This window comes from Flavobacterium anseongense (assembly GCF_021608185.1).
GTDB classification, from domain to species: Bacteria; Bacteroidota; Bacteroidia; order Flavobacteriales; family Flavobacteriaceae; genus Flavobacterium; species Flavobacterium anseongense.
Genome location: NZ_JAKIHN010000003.1, coordinates 266,887 through 284,556, shown reverse-complemented (window position 1 = coordinate 284,556; position 17,670 = coordinate 266,887). Strand labels below are relative to the sequence as shown.

The following is a 17,670-nucleotide window of genomic DNA, read 5'->3' as shown; positions in this document are numbered from 1 at the left end:
AATCAGGACATTCAATTATATTTTATGGATAGGTTTTCCTTTTTAAACGCAGCACATACCGAATTTTTCGCCGATTTATACGAACAATACCTTCAAAACCCAGATAGCGTTGAGCCAAGTTGGAGAGCCTTTTTTCAAGGCTTCGACTTTGGAATGGCGACTTTTAATGAAGAAAGCGCTGTAGCTGACTTGGCCAATTATGCTGCCAATGTTCCTCAGAACGGACAGGTTTCAGACAAACTTCAGAAAGAGTTTAACGTATTGAAATTAATCGACGGCTACAGAACTCGTGGACATCTTTTTACTGAAACCAATCCGGTTCGTACCCGAAGAACTTCTACGCCATCATTAGATATCGAAAATTTCGGGTTGTCTTCAGCCGATTTAAATACGGTTTTTGATGCCGCCAAAATTTTGGGACACAAACCGGCTACGCTTCAGGAAATCCTGAACCATCTGAAAAACGTCTATTGCCAACACATTGGTATCGAATACATGTACATGAGAAATCCAAAGATTATTCAATGGATTCAAGACAGAATAAACATTAACGACAATCAACCAAATTTTGATGCCGATCAAAAGAAACACATTTTAGGAAAACTAAATGAGGCAGTTTCTTTTGAGAACTTTTTGCACACAAAATATGTAGGTCAAAAACGATTCTCGCTCGAAGGTGGCGAAAGCATTATTCCGGCATTAGATGCGCTTATTGAAGCCGCTGCCGAAAAAGGTGTGGAGCAATTCGTAATGGGAATGGCTCACCGTGGAAGATTGAATATCCTTGCAAATATTTTCGGAAAAGCCACTCAGGATATCTTCTCAGAGTTTGACGGGAAAGATTACGATAAAGAATATTTCGATGGTGACGTTAAATACCATTTAGGGTTAACATCGGAAAGAAAAACAAAATCAGGGAAAAAAATCAATATCAATTTGGCACCAAATCCTTCCCACTTAGAAACGGTTGGAGCCGTTATTGAAGGAATTACCCGCGCCAAACAAGACAAATATTTCCCGGATGATTTCTCAAAAGTATTGCCAATTGCCGTTCACGGTGATGCCGCAGTTGCCGGACAAGGAATCGTTTACGAAATTGTGCAAATGGCACAACTTGACGGATACAAAACCGGAGGAACTATTCATATCGTTATCAATAACCAAGTTGGATTTACGACTAATTATCTAGACGCACGTTCGTCAACCTATTGTACGGATGTGGCCAAAGTAACTCTGTCACCTGTACTTCATGTGAATTCGGATGATGCGGAAGCTGTTGTTCATGCTATGCTTTTTGCGTTAGATTTCAGAATGCAGTTTGGCCGCGATGTGTTTATCGATTTGTTAGGCTATAGAAAATATGGTCACAACGAAGGTGATGAACCGCGTTTTACGCAACCGGTTTTATACAAAATCATTGCAAAACATAGAAATCCAAGAGATATTTACTCTGAAAAATTAATCACAGCCGGAATTATTGATGCCGCTTATGTGACCAAAATAGAGAACGATTACAAAGACAAATTAGATGAAAATCTGCAAGCGTCACGTAAAAAGAATTTGACTATCATCAAGCCCTTTTTGCAGGACGAATGGAAAGGCTATGTTCAGGTTTCGAATGATGAAATGCTGAAAAAAGTCGATACCACTTTTGACAAAAAGAAATTAGATGAAATCATCGTTTCGGTTTCCACCTTGCCATCTGATAAAAAATTTATCAGCAAAATTACCAAAATCGTTACCGACAGAAAAACAGGTTACGATAATGATACTATCGATTGGGGAACAGCAGAAACTTTGGCTTACGGTTCATTATTGACCGAAGGTTATGATGTTCGTGTTTCAGGACAAGACGTTGAAAGAGGAACATTCTCGCATCGTCATGCGGTTGTAAAAGTAGAAGACAGCGAGGAAGAAGTAGTGCTTTTGGATACTTTAAAAAATAAAAAAGGAAAGTTCAACATTTTCAATTCCTTCCTTTCAGAATATGGTGTTTTAGGATTTGATTACGGTTATGCCTTGACAAATCCAAATGCGTTGACGATTTGGGAAGCACAATTTGGGGATTTCTCTAACGGAGCTCAAATCATGATCGACCAATATATTTCATGTGGTGAAGACAAATGGAACAACCAAAACGGTATCGTTCTTTTGTTACCGCATGGATACGAAGGACAAGGAGCAGAGCACTCTTCGGCACGTATGGAACGTTATTTACAACTTTGTGCCCGTCACAATATGTATGTAGCCGATTGTACAACACCTGCGAATTTCTTCCACTTGTTGCGTCGTCAAATGAAGACCAAATTCCGTAAACCGCTTGTTGTGTTTACACCAAAAAGTTTGCTGCGTCATCCGATGTGCGTTTCCACTCGTGAGGAATTGTACAAAGGCAGTTTTCAGGAAACGATTGATGATAATTCGGTTGACAAGAAAAAAGTAAAAACAGTAGTTTTCTGCACAGGAAAATTCTATTACGAGATTCTTGCCGAAAGAGAAAATTTAGGCAGAAATGATGTAGCTTTGGTTCGTATAGAACAATTGTTCCCGTTGCCTGTAGAGCAGTTGAAAGCAATTATTGCAAGTTATCCAAATGCCGACGATTTCGTTTGGGCACAGGAAGAGCCAAAAAACATGGGAGCTTACAGTTATATGCTGATGAATTTCGATTTAGTGCCATGGCGATTGGCTTCGCTTAAAGCATATTCAGCGCCTGCAGCAGGAAGTCATACCAGAGACAGAAGACGTCATGCGGATGCTATCAGAATGGTATTTGATAAAAATTTATTTCGTTAGAAGCTAATCCGGCTTTCCACTGTATCTTTTGCTTCGCAAAAGGATGCCGTTCCAATCCGGGCTAGAAAAAATATAAAACAACACTATAAAATTATAAGAGATGATTTTAGAAATGAAAGTCCCTTCACCGGGAGAATCGATAAAAGAAGTTGAAATTGCAACTTGGTTAGTAAAAGACGGCGATTATGTAGAAAAAGACCAAGCGATTGCTGAGGTTGATTCCGATAAAGCAACATTAGAATTACCAGCAGAAGCGAGCGGAACAATCACACTTAAAGCAGAAGAAGGCGATGCAGTTGCCGTAGGTTCTGTTGTGTGCTTAATCGATACAAGCGCAGCAAAACCAAGTGGTTCTGCACCAGCAAAAGAGGAAACAAAAGCAGCACCAGTTGCAGAAGCACCAAAGAAAGAAGAAGTAAAGGCAGCTCCGGTTGCAGCAAAAACATATGCAGCTCAGGCACCATCACCGGCGGCTAAAAAGATATTAGACGAGAAAAGCATTCAACCATCTGATGTTATCGGAACAGGAAGAGACGGAAGAATCACCAAAGATGATGCTGTAAATGCTGTGCCATCAATGGGAACACCAACCGGTGGAAACCGTGGTTCAGAAAGAACAAAATTATCGATGTTGCGTCGTAAAGTAGCGGAAAGATTAGTTTCTGCGAAAAACGAAACTGCGATGTTGACAACGTTCAACGAAGTAGATATGACAGCAATCTACGCTTTACGTGAACAATACAAAGAAGAATTCAAAGCCAAACACGGTTTAGGATTGGGCTTCATGTCGTTCTTCACAAAAGCAGTAACCAGAGCGTTACAACTATATCCTGATGTAAACTCAATGATTGATGGTCAGGAGAAAATAGCATACAATTTCTGCGATATTTCTGTGGCGGTATCCGGTCCAAAAGGATTAATGGTTCCGGTAATGAGAAATGCAGAATTATTATCGTTCCGTGGTGTAGAAGCTGAAATCAAAAGATTGGCGATTCGTGCCCGTGACGGTCAAATCACTGTTGATGAAATGACAGGCGGAACATTCACCATTTCAAACGGAGGTGTTTTCGGAAGTATGTTGAGTACACCAATCATTAATCCACCACAATCAGGAATTCTTGGAATGCACAATGTAGTAGAAAGAGCGATTGTAAAAAATGGTCAAATCGTTATCGCACCGGTAATGTTCGTAGCACTTTCTTATGACCACAGAATCATCGACGGACGTGAGTCAGTTGGATTCTTGGTTGCTGTAAAAGAAGCATTAGAAAACCCGATAGAAATTTTAATGGATAACAATCCTAAAAAAGCGTTAGAGCTTTAGGATTTATTCCGCCTCGGATGAGGCGCCTATATATGTAAATCCCGCTTTATTTTGAAGCGGGATTTTTTTATTTTACCTATTGGCACTTAAGGAAAATATTCCTTCTGTTATAATTAAGTCTTCGCTATTGCTAGAACCTGTTATGCTTCCTGAAAAAGTTCCACTTGCTGAGTGCGAAGTCCTTGATGTCAAATTGGAAATGATTATGTAAGAGCCATTCACTTCGTCTGGTTTGCTGTAATAGAAATGCTCTATTGGATTTACATTTGAATCACTGGCAGGATAAATAGAAAGCTCTATTGATTCATTAGAGTTATCTGCCGTGCCATGACCAGTAACAAAAAGATATCCTGTATCCTCTTCGGTATTAACGTTAAAGTTTTTCTGAACACCGTTCACTTTGAAACTAACGGTATCACCGTTGCCACTGCCATCACTCGAACAGGAATTTAATGAAACAGCCAATGCAACTATCGAAATGAATAAAACTATTTTTTTCATAATTATTTCTAAGATTTCTCAAATATAAATAAAAATGTTGTTGATTATTGAAGCGGGATTTTTCGTTTATTTGCAATGCCAGTTCGCTACACTCGTGTGGATTCTGCGTTAGGTATTGGAGTCTCGTCTTTGGACGAGACAAAAGCCCGACCTCGTTTTTTGGAACGAGGTAACGCCCAAAAACTAAACTTATAGTGATACTAACTCGAGCAAAGCGAACTGACTAAGTAAATAAATTCAGCATAAATGAAGAAAAACCAAAAAGAAGCTGCGATAGGATTTATTTTTATCACGATGCTTATTGATATTACCGGTTGGGGAATTATCATTCCGGTAATCCCAAAGTTGATTGCCGAACTTATTCAAGGCGATATTAGTGAAGCGGCAAAATATGGTGGTTGGTTGACTTTTGCGTATGCGATTACACAGTTTGTTTGTGCGCCGTTAATTGGAAACCTGAGCGACAAATTTGGGAGACGACCAATTATCCTTATCTCGCTTTTTGCTTTTGCGCTGGATTATCTTTTGCTGGCTTTTTCACCAACAATTACATGGCTGTTTATCGGAAGAATTATTGCAGGTTTGACAGGAGCGAGTATTACAACGGCTTCGGCCTATATTGCTGATGTTAGTACACCCGAAAACAGAGCGAAAAATTTCGGAATGATTGGTGCCGCATTTGGTTTGGGCTTTATAATTGGGCCGGTAATTGGCGGATTACTCGGGCAATTTGGTTCGAGAGTTCCGTTTTATGCGGCTGCGATTTTGTGCCTGCTTAACTTTCTTTACGGCTATTTTATTTTGCCTGAATCCTTACCTAAAAAGAACAGAAGAGAATTCGAATGGAAACGCGCCAATCCGATTACGGCTTTGACAAGATTAAAAAAATATCCATCTTTAATTGGTTTGATTTTAGCCATTTTCCTTTTGTATGTTGGCTCGCATGCGGTTCACAGCAACTGGAGTTTCTTCACGATGTACCGTTTCAATTGGGATGAAAAAATGGTTGGAATTTCTCTTGGCGTCGTTGGACTTTTAGTTGGTCTTGTGCAAGGTGGATTAATTCGTTGGACAAGCCCGAAATTTGGAAACCAAAAAAGTATTTATATTGGGTTGAGTTTATACACAGCCGGAATGTTGCTCTTTGCTTTTGCAACACAAAGCTGGATGATGTTTGTGTTTTTAATTCCGTATTGTCTTGGCGGAATTGCCGGACCAGCTTTACAATCAGAAATATCGGGTCATATACCAGCGAATGAGCAAGGTGAAATTCAGGGAACCTTGGCAAGTTTGATGAGTGCTTCAGCTATTATTGGACCGCCAATGATGACTAATACTTTTTATTTCTTTACCCATAAAGAAGCACCATTTCAACTACCCGGAGCTCCATTTCTTTTAGGAGGATTTTTGATGTTATTGAGTACGATTATTGCTTTTTACACTTTACATTCAAACAAAAAAGTCATCAAGGTTGTTGATGACTTTAGTACTGAAAACTTAGAATAATTATTGCAATGCATTAATTATCGTTACCATTTCTGCAGTTGTTGCCGTTGCCATTTCGGAAGACTCAAAAGTAACCTGATGATTAGCTGTGAGAACGATATTCTGTTTGATGGCATATCTGATACTTCCATTTTCTTCAGCCACAAAAATTAAGCTGCATTCTAAACCTATTGGGTAAGTCCCGGATGTTTGTCCCAGAGAGTTTGGAAAATCCTTTGCCGCTAGAAACATCAAGCTGTTTCCGTTACCATATTCCTGAGGAACATATGCTGTTATTTTCGTTTTAGCACCAGGGTAATTCAAAAATCTATCACAATTAAACCAGCCAAATTCACCAACAAATGTGTTGTAGGTTTCAGCAGCTGCAGGACTTAAATTTGAAGCCCAAAATTCATTGCTTGTCGAGTTACTCCAAAAAATATTACCATTAGCATCTTCATCACCTGTAAAACCATTCATATTATTATCTGTCCCGCCTGTGATTGAAGTTGGGACATTTAAAAACATGCTGCATGTCATTGTAAGTTGCTCTCCACCTTGAGTAGCATTAATATAAAACTCACCACCAGAAGTCAATAAATGTTTTTCAGTGCCCACCAGCCCTAAAGTAGTTTTATTGGTCACTAACATAGTTCCCTTATCAAAAATTTCAATGTATTCGAAATCGACAATACCGGTAACAGCTGCTCCATTTTTTCTCAAACACGAACGGTCAATTGTCAAAGCAACGCCATTAGGCGATGTAAATACTATGGAATTATCTGAAGCATTCATGTGAAAAGTTTGAATCAAATTATCGGTATTTTGACTGAATAAATTTTTCAATTCTGTTGAAATTGTGTCTCCCACCACAACGTTTTCGTTTTCATTATCACTACAGGAAACAAATAAAAAAGAGGCTAGAAATAAGAATAAGGCTGATTTTTTCATGGTTTGTATATTTGTTAATATTGCTATGAGGACGTTGAAATTTGTAATTGGTTGCTTACGAATGCAATAAAAAAATATAATAGTTTACTTCAAATACAAACAGTGATTGTAATAATCAATAATCGCTTTGCCTTCTAATAAAATATCCGCACCAATAATGCCATGAACCGGTTTGGCTTTGTATTGTTGCAACGCCTCATTGACATGCGACAAATCAAAAATGACTAAATGTAACTCGGTAGTTTTCCAACGACCAATTTGTAGTGAATTGTTTTTTGCCAGTTGCGTAAACATTCCGGTTGCGCCCGCACCCGAAGCTTTAGTTTTTGATTTTCCTGCTTTGAGATTAAAACGGTCAATACTTTCAAAACCAACACAACTGTTGGAAGCACCGGTATCTAAAATAAAATTCCCTGAAACTCCGTTGATAGATGCCTTAACCAGCAAATGCTGGGTTTTAGAAACCTTAAAATTTATTTTCTTGTATTTTTCTTTTTTGAGTAAGTCCTGAAGATGTTTCATATAATCAAATGAATTTCAAATGTAATCTAAAATCTAACACCATAAAAATCTGTAGAAACTTAGTACCTTAGCGCCTTAGAACCTTAGTGCCTTTTACCCAATGATTTTAACCGATACACATACACATCTTTATTCTGAAGAATTTGAAAACGACAGAACCGAAATGATTCAACGTGCCATTGATGCCGGAGTTTCACGTTTTTTTGTTCCGTCGATTGATTCGGGTTATACACAAAAAATGTATGATTTAGAGAGTCAATTTCCTCAAAACATTTTTCTGATGATGGGTTTGCATCCTTGCTATGTTAAGCCTGAAACTTATAGAGAAGAATTGGCACATGTTGAAACCGAACTGGCAAAAAGAAAGTTTTATGCCATTGGTGAAATTGGTGTCGATATGTATTGGGACAAAACCACTTTGAAAATTCAGCAGGAAGCTTTTCAGTATCAAATTAGATTAGCCAAAAAATATAAATTAGCTATCAACATCCATTGCCGAGAGGCATTTGATGAAGTTTTTGAAGTGTTGGATAGTGAAAAAGCGACCGATTTATTTGGGATTTTCCATTGCTTTGCTGGTGATTTCGGTCAGGCCAAAAGAGCAATAGATTTGAATATGAAATTGGGAATAGGTGGAGTTGCAACATTTAAAAACGGAAAGATTGATCAGTTTTTAAATGAAATCGATTTGAAACACATTGTGCTCGAAACCGATTCGCCTTATTTAGCTCCGGTTCCATTTCGAGGCAAACGAAACGAGAGCAGTTATACCAAATTGGTTGCCGAAAAATTAGCGTCGATATACCGATTGCCAATTGAAGATATTGCCCGAATAACGACCGAAAACTCTAAAGCTATTTTTGGGATTTAACCTAGAAATTAACTCAAAATTGACTTTTTTTTTGTTCTTTTGTCTTTCAAAAATGTAAGCCAAGATGCAGAAATTTGACAATATCCGTCCTTTTTACGATGCCGAAGTCAATGAAGCCATTCGTTCCGCAGTAAATCATCCGATGATGAAGGCTTTGATGGGGTTTACATTTCCTGAATTGAGTGAAGAAGAATGGAGCAGCCAGTTAAGCAGAACGCATTCCATTCGTGATTTTCAATGCAATTTCATTTATAAATCCATTCAGAAAGTTTTGGAGAAAAGCTCCGAAGGATTGACTACTTCCGGTTTTGAAAAGTTGGAGCCACATACACCGTATCTTTTTATTTCCAATCATCGGGATATTATTTTAGATACTTCTTTATTGAATGTAGCCTTGTTTGATCATGGATTGGTGATGACTGCATCGGCAATTGGAGATAATTTGGTAAAAAAATCTTTCCTGAAAACCTTATCAAAACTCAACAGGAACTTTTTAGTACAACGTGGTTTACCACCAAGAGAATTGTTGGAAAGTTCTAAATTGATGTCGGAATACATCGGGCAATTATTGCTACGGGAAAATCGTTCGGTTTGGATTGCACAACGCGAAGGAAGAACCAAAGACGGGAACGACGCAACACATTCGGGCGTACTGAAAATGCTGGCAATGGGTTCAGACGAAGCAAATTTGATGGATTATTTTAAGAAAATAAAAATTGTTCCGGTTTCGATTTCGTATGAATATGATCCGACAGATGCTTTGAAAATGCCTCAGTTAATTGCTGAAGCCAATGATGAGATTTACATCAAGGAAAAAAATGAAGATTTTATTACGTTGTTAAGTGGAATAATTGGTCAAAAGAAACACATCCATATTCATGTTGGGGATATTTTGAATACGGAATTAGATAAAATTGCTGAAGAATTTGATAATTCGAATAAGCAAATTCAGGCATTAGCACAAGCCATTGATGACTCTATTTTACAGAGTTATAAACTGTGGCCAACCAATTATATTGCCCACGATTTGCTGAACAAATCCAATACATACAGCAATTTCTATACGGAAAACGAAAAGTCGTTGTTTGAAAGAAGATTGGAAATGCGAATCGATGAAAACAATCCACAAATGGTAGAAAGTTTTTTAGCGATGTATGCCAATCCGGTCGTGAATAAATCAAAATATCTGAATGCAAACTAAACCCAACATACTTTTAATTTATACCGGCGGAACTATTGGTATGATAAAAGATTTTGAAACGGGAGTTTTGAAAGCATTCAACTTTAAAAAGCTATTGCAAAAAATTCCGGAGCTCAAACATTTAGATTGCAATATCGAAACGATTTCCTTTAAAAAACCTATTGATTCTTCGAATATAAATCCCGAAAAATGGATTGAAATTGCAGAAATCATAGAAGGTAATTACGCTAACTTTGACGGATTTGTAGTACTTCATGGTTCAGATACGATGTCTTATTCAGCTTCAGCCTTGAGTTTTATGCTGGAAAATTTAAATAAACCAGTTGTCTTCACCGGTTCTCAATTACCAATCGGAGATTTAAGAACTGACGCCAAAGAAAACCTGATTACGGCTATTCAAATAGCATCGTTGCAACAAAAAGGCAAACCAGTAATACACGAAGTCTGTTTGTATTTTGAATACAAACTATATCGAGGAAACCGAACCACAAAAATAAACGCGGAACATTTTAATGCTTTCGCTTCCCCAAATTACCTGCATTTGGCAGAATCGGGTGTTCATTTAAATGTCAATTCTCATTTATTAATGCAAAAGCAAGCTGGGAAGAAATTGGTTGTCCATAAAAAAATGGAAGGCAATGTGGTGATTGTGAAAATGTTTCCGGGCATTAATGAATCGGTTTTATCAGCCATAATTTCGATTCCGAATTTAAAAGGAATAATTCTGGAAACCTATGGTTCGGGCAACGCACCAACAGAAGAATGGTTTATACAAACTTTGAAAAAAGCCATTAAGAGCGGATTGCACATCATAAATGTTACGCAATGTTCGGGCGGAAGTGTCAATATGGGACAATATGAAACCAGTTCACAACTAAAAAAAATTGGCGTAATTTCTGGAAAAGATATTACTACCGAAGCGGCGATTACAAAACTAATGTACCTGTTAGGGCAAAATGTGGCCCCGGCAGTTTTCAAAACTATTTTCGAAACATCATTGCGTGGCGAAATGCAGTAACAAATTCCAAAACAAGCTTTTTTTACTGAAAAAAAATGCGGTTCTTTGCAACCTCAAAATTAGAGAGGTGTCCGAGTGGTTGAAGGAGCAAGCCTGGAAAGTTTGTATGTGGGCAACTGCATCGTGGGTTCGAATCCCATCCTCTCTGCGATAAAAGCCGAAGCAATTGCTTCGGCTTTGTTTTTTCAAACGAAATGATGTACTTTCGCTTGAGATAATATTACTTCCATGCGAATCAAACTTTTCATCTTAGCATTCTTTATATCACTTGGCATTTCAGCCCAAGAAAAAGAAATTAAAGATGAAATCGATTTTGATGCTGTAGATTCGTTATATCGTGAAGACCAGTTTTATTTAAACATTACCTATAATGCTTTGCGAAAACGACCGGATGGAATTACCCAAAACAAACTTTCACCCGGAATTGCATTTGGCTTTTTGAGAGATATGCCAATTAATAAAAACAGAACCGTTTCTATAGCGGCTGGATTGGGATATACTATGGCTATTTACAATCAGAATTTAGGAATTAGAGATGTTGGCGGAGTAAACACCTATCAAATTTTTGACTCGGATGTTTCTTTTCCTAAAAACAAATTATCATTGCATTTTGTTGATTTACCTATTGAATTCAGATGGCGCGATTCTACGCCTGAAAGTCATATATTTTGGAGAGTTTACACAGGTGTGAAGTTGAGCTATTTGTTTTATGACGAATATAAATCAAAGGCATCAATTGGTGACTTTAGGCAATCGAATAATAAGGATTTAAATCAGTTTCATTATGGAGTCTACGTAGCTGCAGGATGGAATACATGGAATTTTTATGCTTATTACGGACTAAATCCTCTGTTTAAATCTTCCGCAAAAATTGGCAATCAATCCATTGATATGGGCACAATCAATTTTGGTTTGATGTTCTATATTTTATAACCAAAAATAGAGTAAAACACTTTGTGGAATTGCACCACACAAAAATCCAACTAACAATTCTTTATTCGAATGTGCATTCATAACTAAGCGTGAAGAAGCAACAAGTCCATTCATCAGTACAAAAAAAATAACAGTATTGATGGTGTTGATTTGGTTATGAATGCTTAATCCAATTATAAAAACGGTTAGTGAACTAATGCCAATCATGTGAATGCTCGCCTTGAACTTGGCATACAACAAAAGAAATGCAATAGCAGTGCTTAAAAATCCTCCAACAAAAAAGAAATACAAGTTTGGAAACCGGTCAACCGTAATGCTTTTTTCTATCAAAATTCCAAATAGCATTAACTGCAATAACAAAGGAATTTTACGTTGAGATTGATCAGAAAGCATGACACTTTCTATTTTTCCAAAGGTTCGTAACAGATAAAAAAACGCAATTGGTAAAAGGAAAGTAATGATGATAATTTGTAGAAAAAGAATCAGGTATTGTGGTAAAGTAAAATACCGGTCTTCGAGCAAAACATAAAAAACAGTTCCTAAAAACGGAATGAAAATAGGATGGAAGAGATACGAAAAAAAAGGAAGGATTTTTTTCAAAGTGTATTTTTATATTTTTTTCCTCATTCTGGCTACAGGAATATCAAGCAAATCTCTGTATTTCGCGATGGTTCTTCGGGCAATTGGATAGCCTTTTTCTTTTAAGATTTCGGCTAGCTGATCGTCAGGTAAAGGTTTGCTTTTGTCTTCTTCCTCAATAATGTTTTTCAGAATTTTTTTGATTTCCAAAGTTGAAACATCTTCACCCTGATCGTTTTTCATTGATTCTGAAAAATACTCTTTTATCAATTTGGTTCCGTATGGTGTTTCAACATATTTACTATTTGCTACACGCGAAACGGTTGAAATATCAAGACCAACCATATCGGCGATATCTTTCAAAATCATTGGTTTTAACTTGGTTTCTTCTCCATCAAGGAAATATTCTTGTTGAAAGTGCATAATGGCATTCATCGTCACAAAAAGCGTTTCCTGACGTTGTCGAATCGCATCGATAAACCATTTGGCCGAATCCAATTTTTGCTTAATAAACTGCACAGCATCTTTTTGCGCATGCGATTTGTCTTTGGAAACTTTATAGGTTTGCAGCATTTCCTGATAATCTTTGGAAACGTGAAGGGTAGGCGCATTTCGGCCGTTCAACGTAAGTTCTAATTCGCCATCAACAATTCGAATAGCAAAATCGGGAACAATTTGTTCTACCGTTCGGCTGTTACTGTCAAAAGAACCACCTGGTTTTGGGTTTAGTTTTTCAATTTCTTCAATCGCTTTTTTGAGTTGCTCTTTCGAAATTTCGTACGTTGCCTGAAGTTTCTCGTAGTGTTTTTTGGTAAAAGCCTCGAAATTATTTTCGATAATATTGATGGCTAAATCAACATATTCTGTCGGTGTTTTGTGGCGAAGTTGTAATAACAAACATTCGTGCAAATCGCGTGCACCAACACCGGAAGGCTCTAAATCATGAATGATATGCAGGATTTTTTCAACGGTTTTTTCATCCGTATAAATGCCTTGCGTAAACGCCATGTCGTCTACTATATCCGGGACGCTTCTGCGTAAATAACCATCATCGTCAATGCTTCCAACTAAAAATTCAGCAATATCGCGCTGTTCATCCGTTAAGATAAAAGTATTTAATTGATTGATTAAATCCTGATGGAAACTGGTTGATGCTGCAAACGGCATTTGGCGTTCCTCATCATCGTCACTATAATTATTGGCCTGAAGCTTGTAATCAGGCGTTTCGTCATTGCTTAAATATTCGTCGATATTGATTTCGTCTGCGTTAATGTTTTCATTATCATCATAATCATCGTATTCGTCATTGTTATCAAACTCATCTTTCTCGTACAATTCTTCTTCTTCTTTGCCACTTTCCAAAGCCGGATTTTCGACCATTTCTTCCTTGAGTCGTTGTTCAAAAGCCTGCGTAGGCAATTGTATCAACTTCATCAACTGAATTTGCTGAGGTGATAGTTTTTGTGATAATTTTAGATTTAGAAACTGCTTTAACATTTGGCTATTTGGTTATTTGTGGATTTGGTTATTTGTAAAGTTAACAACAAATAACCGAATTACCGAATCAACAAATTAACTTTAGAACTCTGCGTTTTGTGGTGTTCTAGGAAACGGAATTACGTCGCGGATGTTTGTCATTCCGGTTACAAATAATACCAATCTTTCAAATCCTAATCCGAAACCTGAATGCACAGCCGAACCAAATCTTCGGGTGTCTAAATACCACCAAAGTTCTTCTTCGTCAATGCCTAAGGCTTTCATTTTTTCAACCAAAACATCGTAACGCTCTTCTCTTTGCGAACCTCCAACGATTTCTCCGATTCCGGGGAAAAGGATATCCATCGCGCGAACGGTTTTTCCGTCTTCGTTCAAACGCATGTAGAATGCTTTTATGTTTGCCGGATAATCAAACAAAATTACCGGACATTTAAAGTGTTTTTCAACTAAATATCTTTCGTGTTCTGATTGTAAATCGGCACCCCATTCGTTGATGATATAGCTGAATTTTTTCTTTTTATTCGGAGTAGAATCTCTTAAAATATCAATCGCCTCGGTATAAGAGACACGTTTGAAATTGTTTTCTAAAACGAAGTTTAACTTCTCTAACAAACTCATTTCGCTTCTCTCAGCCTGTGGTTTTTGTTTTTCTTCTTCCAATAAACGGCCTTCCAAAAACTTTAAATCTTCAGCACATTTATCCATCGTATATTTGATTACATACTGAATAAAATCTTCAGCCAAATCCATATTGTCATTCAAATCATTGAAAGCAACTTCCGGTTCTATCATCCAGAATTCCGCCAAGTGACGAGAAGTATTTGAATTTTCAGCTCTGAATGTTGGTCCAAAAGTATAAATCTGTCCCAAAGCCATGGCGAAAGTTTCACCTTCCAATTGTCCGGAAACTGTTAAGTTCGTGTGTTTTCCGAAGAAATCTTTTTTGTAATCGATATTTCCTTCTTCATTTCTTGGCAAATTATCTAATGGCAATGAAGTTACCTGGAACATTTCGCCTGCTCCTTCTGCATCAGCACCCGTAATTACAGGTGTATTCACATACACAAAACCTTTTTCCTGAAAATATTGATGCACCGCAAAAGCCAAAACCGAACGCACTCTCATAATTGCTCCAAAAGCATTGGTTCTAACACGTAAATGTGCATTTTCACGCAGGAATTCCAACGAATGTTTCTTTGGCTGCATCGGGAATTTCTCAGCATCAGAATCTCCAAGTATTTCAAGTTTTGTAACTTGGATTTCGTATTTCTGACCAGCACCTTTGCTTTCTACCAATGCTCCGGTTACCGAAATCGCAGCTCCGGTTGTAATTCTTTTTAAAGTTTCTTCAGGTGTGTTTTCAAAGTCAACAACACACTGGATATTATTAATTGTCGAACCATCGTTCAACGCGATAAATTGATTGTTTCTAAAAGTTCTTACCCAACCTTTTGCATTTACTTCTGAGATCGTTTTTTCACTGTTTAGTAAGCTCTTAACTTTGGTATGTTTCATTATAAATTATTTTTGCAAATATAAATTATTTTTCCTCTTTTAATTCATCAATATCTTCGTCTGTCGGTTCCAAAATATTGATAATTGGTTCAGGTAATTCCTGTTGGTTAGCCAAAGTTTTATTTAAGGTTAAAACCAATGAAGGAAGCAAAACCAAATTAGACAACATCCCAAAAAACAAAGTCAATGCAACCAATCCGCCTAAAGCAACAGTTCCGCCAAAACTCGACAACATAAACACCGAGAATCCGAAAAATAAAATAATCGAAGTGTAGAACATGCTTATTCCGGCATCGTCAAAAGTAGCGAATACGGATTTCTTTATTTTCCAGTCGTTTCGTGACAATTCCAAACGGTATTGTGCCAAAAAGCGCAGGGTATCATCGACCGACATTCCGAATGCAATTCCGAAAACTAACAATGTTGATGGCTTTAACGGAATACCCAAAAAGCCCATCAATCCGGCAGTCATCAATAATGGCAATAGATTTGGAATTATCGAAACCAAAACCATTTTGAACGATCGGAACATAATAGCAACCAAAGCTCCGGTTAGGAAAAAGGCAAACAACAATGATGAAAGTAAATTGTCCAGTAAATATTTAGTTCCTTTTTGAAATACGGATGCTTTACCCGTTATGATAACTTCGTATCTTGGCGAAGGGAATAATTTATTCACTTTGTTCCGAATGTGTGCTTCGATGGCTTCCATTCTTTCACCATTCTCATCTTTGATAAAAGTGGTTATTCTCGCCACACTTCCATCAGAAGTAATATAACTTTTCAGTTGATTGTCTTTGGAATTTTTTAGCGAATTTTTGATGTATGGCAATAAAAAAATTTCCTCATTTTTGGAAGGCAAAGTATAAAAATCCGGATTTCCATTATAATACGCCTGATTGAAACTTTTGGCAATGTTTACAATAGACAATGGTTTTGAAAGCTCGGGAATATCGGTAATGGTATGTTCCAATTCTTCCATTCTTCTCAGATTGGAAAGTTTCATTGCACCGTTTTTTCTTTTGGTATCAATCATGATTTCCAAAGGCAGCACGCCGTCAAATTCCTTTTCGAAGAAACGGATGTCATCAAAAAACACTGTCTTTTTTGGCATGTCTTCAAGAATACTTCCTGAAACTTTGATTTTTCCAATTCCGATAATTCCAAAAATCAACAAACAAATCGAGGTAATATATACACCAAGACGGTTGTATTTTACAGTGCTGACAATCCATTTTAAAAAGGAAGTCAGAGATTCTCTTTCTAAATGTCCAAGATGTCTCGGAATTGGCGATGGGATATAACTAAAGAAGATTGGAATAATAAGTAAACTCAGTAAATAGATAGCCAAAATATTGATTGTTGTCACTACGCCAAATTCTCTCAACAATACATTATTAGTTGCAATAAACGTTGCAAAACCAACCGCAGTTGTGATGTTGGTCATCAATGTTGCCGTTCCGGTTTTGGTAATTACACGCTGTAATGCTTTGGCCTTATTGGAATGTTTGTGGTATTCCTGATGGTATTTATTGATAAAGAAAATACAATTTGGGATTCCGATTACGATAACCAGTGTTGGTACTAAAGCGGTTAATACAGTAATCTCGTAACCCAATGCACCAATGATTCCAAATGACCATACGACACCAACAATTACAACAATAAGTGACGCCATTGTTGCTCTGAACGAACGGAAAAAGTAAAAGAAAATCAGCGAAGTGATTAGCAATGCGGCGCCAATAAACAAGCCAATTTCATCAATAATGGTTTTGGCATTCAGCGTTCGGATATAAGGCATGCCCGAAGTGTGCAGTTCGATTCCGGTTGCTTTTTTAAATTTGGCCAGAGCCGGAATTAAATTGTTTAAAACGTATTCCTTTCGGGCTTTCGTATTGACAATCTTTTTGTCTAAGTAAATGGCAGATCGGATTGCACCTGTTTTTTTATTGAACAACAAACCTTCATAAAAAGGCAGTTTGGTGAATAATTCTTTTTGAATCTGTTTCAGATACTGTTCGCTCTGAATTTTGCTGTTATCAACCAAAGGTTTTAATTCGAATTTTTCAAGCGAATCATTTTTGGTAAGCTTTTGCAGATTATCTACCGAAACTACCAGACTCACTTCTTTACTCGACTTGATGGTATTCATCAAATCACGCCATTCTTTATAAACTTTTGGGGTAAATAGTTTTTTGTCTTTGGTCGCAATGACAATCAAATTGCCTTCTTCGCCAAAATGATTCAGGAATTTATCGTAATCTAAATTTACTTTGTCGTCGGCCGGAATTAAATTGGCTTCTGTTTGGGTAAACCGTATGTGTTTGAATTGCGTTATCAGCATTCCTGTGATGACAAGAATACCAATTATAACAGCTATACGATTTCTTAAGATTATCCGAGCGATAAATTCCCAAAAACCAATACCTAACAACTTTTTCATAAATCCTAAAATGGGTTGCAAAGGTAATCAAAAC

At 37.2% G+C, this 17,670-nt stretch carries 14 protein-coding genes and 1 tRNA gene; 8 read left to right on the top strand and 7 right to left on the bottom strand.

Going from position 1 to position 17,670, the window contains the following annotated elements; all coding sequences use genetic code 11:
• Positions 1 to 24: 24 nt before the first annotated feature.
• Entirely contained in the window at positions 25 to 2,796 is a 2,772-nt protein-coding gene (locus L1S35_RS06385) for a 2-oxoglutarate dehydrogenase E1 component (protein ID WP_236398054.1), read from the top strand.
• Positions 2,797 to 2,896: 100 nt separating this feature from the next.
• Positions 2,897 to 4,120: a 2-oxoglutarate dehydrogenase complex dihydrolipoyllysine-residue succinyltransferase gene (odhB, locus tag L1S35_RS06380; RefSeq protein ID WP_236398051.1), complete on the top strand. Its 1,224-nt coding sequence runs from the start codon at positions 2,897 to 2,899 to the stop codon at positions 4,118 to 4,120.
• 72 nt (positions 4,121 to 4,192) lie between these two features.
• On the opposite strand, the gene L1S35_RS06375 is transcribed toward odhB, so the two are convergent.
• Positions 4,193 to 4,621 (bottom strand): hypothetical protein, encoded by a 429-nt coding sequence (locus L1S35_RS06375; RefSeq protein WP_236398048.1) that lies wholly within the window; start codon positions 4,619 to 4,621, stop codon positions 4,193 to 4,195.
• 246 nt (positions 4,622 to 4,867) lie between these two features.
• On the opposite strand from L1S35_RS06375, the gene L1S35_RS06370 reads away from it, so the two are divergent.
• Positions 4,868 to 6,127, top strand: coding sequence for a TCR/Tet family MFS transporter (locus tag L1S35_RS06370; protein ID WP_236398045.1), 1,260 nt, complete (start codon positions 4,868 to 4,870; stop codon positions 6,125 to 6,127).
• On the opposite strand, the gene L1S35_RS06365 is transcribed toward L1S35_RS06370, so the two are convergent.
• Together L1S35_RS06365 and L1S35_RS06360 are read right to left on the bottom strand one after the other, a co-directional pair.
• Positions 6,128 to 7,057, bottom strand: coding sequence for a hypothetical protein (locus L1S35_RS06365; RefSeq protein ID WP_236398033.1), 930 nt, complete (start codon positions 7,055 to 7,057; stop codon positions 6,128 to 6,130).
• Positions 7,058 to 7,141: 84 nt separating this feature from the next.
• Positions 7,142 to 7,579, bottom strand: a complete 438-nt coding sequence (locus tag L1S35_RS06360) for a retropepsin-like aspartic protease (RefSeq protein WP_236398030.1) — start codon at positions 7,577 to 7,579, stop codon at positions 7,142 to 7,144.
• Positions 7,580 to 7,679: 100 nt separating this feature from the next.
• Here L1S35_RS06360 and L1S35_RS06355 point away from each other — a divergent pair, with 100 nt between their 5' ends.
• The 5 genes from L1S35_RS06355 to L1S35_RS06335 all read left to right on the top strand — a co-directional run bounded on the left by L1S35_RS06355 (position 7,680) and on the right by L1S35_RS06335 (position 11,602).
• Positions 7,680 to 8,450: a TatD family hydrolase gene (locus tag L1S35_RS06355; RefSeq protein WP_236398027.1), complete on the top strand. Its 771-nt coding sequence runs from the start codon at positions 7,680 to 7,682 to the stop codon at positions 8,448 to 8,450.
• 64 nt (positions 8,451 to 8,514) lie between these two features.
• The gene (locus L1S35_RS06350) at positions 8,515 to 9,651 is read left to right on the top strand and encodes a 1-acyl-sn-glycerol-3-phosphate acyltransferase (protein WP_236398024.1); all 1,137 of its coding nucleotides are present in this window, start codon (positions 8,515 to 8,517) and stop codon (positions 9,649 to 9,651) included.
• On the top strand, positions 9,641 to 10,669 hold the full coding sequence (locus L1S35_RS06345) for an asparaginase (protein WP_236398021.1): 1,029 nt from the start codon (positions 9,641 to 9,643) through the stop codon (positions 10,667 to 10,669). The genes L1S35_RS06350 and L1S35_RS06345 overlap by 11 nt, the downstream gene beginning before the upstream one ends.
• 61 nt (positions 10,670 to 10,730) lie before the next feature.
• A tRNA-Ser gene (locus L1S35_RS06340) sits at positions 10,731 to 10,817 on the top strand.
• 80 nt (positions 10,818 to 10,897) lie between these two features.
• Entirely contained in the window at positions 10,898 to 11,602 is a 705-nt protein-coding gene (locus L1S35_RS06335) for a porin family protein (protein WP_236398018.1), read from the top strand.
• On the opposite strand, the gene L1S35_RS06330 is transcribed toward L1S35_RS06335, so the two are convergent.
• The 4 genes from L1S35_RS06330 to L1S35_RS06315 form a co-directional block, all read right to left on the bottom strand.
• Entirely contained in the window at positions 11,597 to 12,202 is a 606-nt protein-coding gene (locus L1S35_RS06330; protein ID WP_236398016.1) for a hypothetical protein, read from the bottom strand. The genes L1S35_RS06335 and L1S35_RS06330 overlap by 6 nt on opposite strands.
• Before the next feature lie 9 nt (positions 12,203 to 12,211).
• Positions 12,212 to 13,678: an RNA polymerase factor sigma-54 gene (gene rpoN / locus L1S35_RS06325; protein WP_236398014.1), complete on the bottom strand. Its 1,467-nt coding sequence runs from the start codon at positions 13,676 to 13,678 to the stop codon at positions 12,212 to 12,214.
• A gap of 81 nt (positions 13,679 to 13,759) precedes the next feature.
• Entirely contained in the window at positions 13,760 to 15,193 is a 1,434-nt protein-coding gene (gene asnS / locus L1S35_RS06320; RefSeq protein ID WP_236398010.1) for an asparagine--tRNA ligase, read from the bottom strand.
• Between the two features lie 25 nt (positions 15,194 to 15,218).
• Positions 15,219 to 17,636, bottom strand: a complete 2,418-nt coding sequence (locus tag L1S35_RS06315; RefSeq protein ID WP_236398007.1) for an efflux RND transporter permease subunit — start codon at positions 17,634 to 17,636, stop codon at positions 15,219 to 15,221.
• Positions 17,637 to 17,670: the final 34 nt, after the last annotated feature.

Excerpts from the sequence above, each read along its gene's own strand:
- L1S35_RS06375 (WP_236398048.1), bottom strand. The coding sequence starts at position 4,621 with ATGAAAAAAATAGTTTTATTCATTTCGATAGTTGCATTGGCTGTTTCA.
- L1S35_RS06355 (WP_236398027.1), top strand. The coding sequence starts at position 7,680 with ATGATTTTAACCGATACACATACACATCTTTATTCTGAAGAATTTGAA.
- L1S35_RS06360 (WP_236398030.1), bottom strand. The coding sequence starts at position 7,579 with ATGAAACATCTTCAGGACTTACTCAAAAAAGAAAAATACAAGAAAATA.
- L1S35_RS06315 (WP_236398007.1), bottom strand. The coding sequence starts at position 17,636 with ATGAAAAAGTTGTTAGGTATTGGTTTTTGGGAATTTATCGCTCGGATA.
- odhB (WP_236398051.1), top strand. The coding sequence starts at position 2,897 with ATGATTTTAGAAATGAAAGTCCCTTCACCGGGAGAATCGATAAAAGAA.
- L1S35_RS06345 (WP_236398021.1), top strand. The coding sequence starts at position 9,641 with ATGCAAACTAAACCCAACATACTTTTAATTTATACCGGCGGAACTATT.
- rpoN (WP_236398014.1), bottom strand. The coding sequence starts at position 13,678 with ATGTTAAAGCAGTTTCTAAATCTAAAATTATCACAAAAACTATCACCT.
- L1S35_RS06335 (WP_236398018.1), top strand. The coding sequence starts at position 10,898 with ATGCGAATCAAACTTTTCATCTTAGCATTCTTTATATCACTTGGCATT.
- asnS (WP_236398010.1), bottom strand. The coding sequence starts at position 15,193 with ATGAAACATACCAAAGTTAAGAGCTTACTAAACAGTGAAAAAACGATC.
- L1S35_RS06350 (WP_236398024.1), top strand. The coding sequence starts at position 8,515 with ATGCAGAAATTTGACAATATCCGTCCTTTTTACGATGCCGAAGTCAAT.
- L1S35_RS06365 (WP_236398033.1), bottom strand. The coding sequence starts at position 7,057 with ATGAAAAAATCAGCCTTATTCTTATTTCTAGCCTCTTTTTTATTTGTT.
- L1S35_RS06385 (WP_236398054.1), top strand. The coding sequence starts at position 25 with ATGGATAGGTTTTCCTTTTTAAACGCAGCACATACCGAATTTTTCGCC.
- L1S35_RS06370 (WP_236398045.1), top strand. The coding sequence starts at position 4,868 with ATGAAGAAAAACCAAAAAGAAGCTGCGATAGGATTTATTTTTATCACG.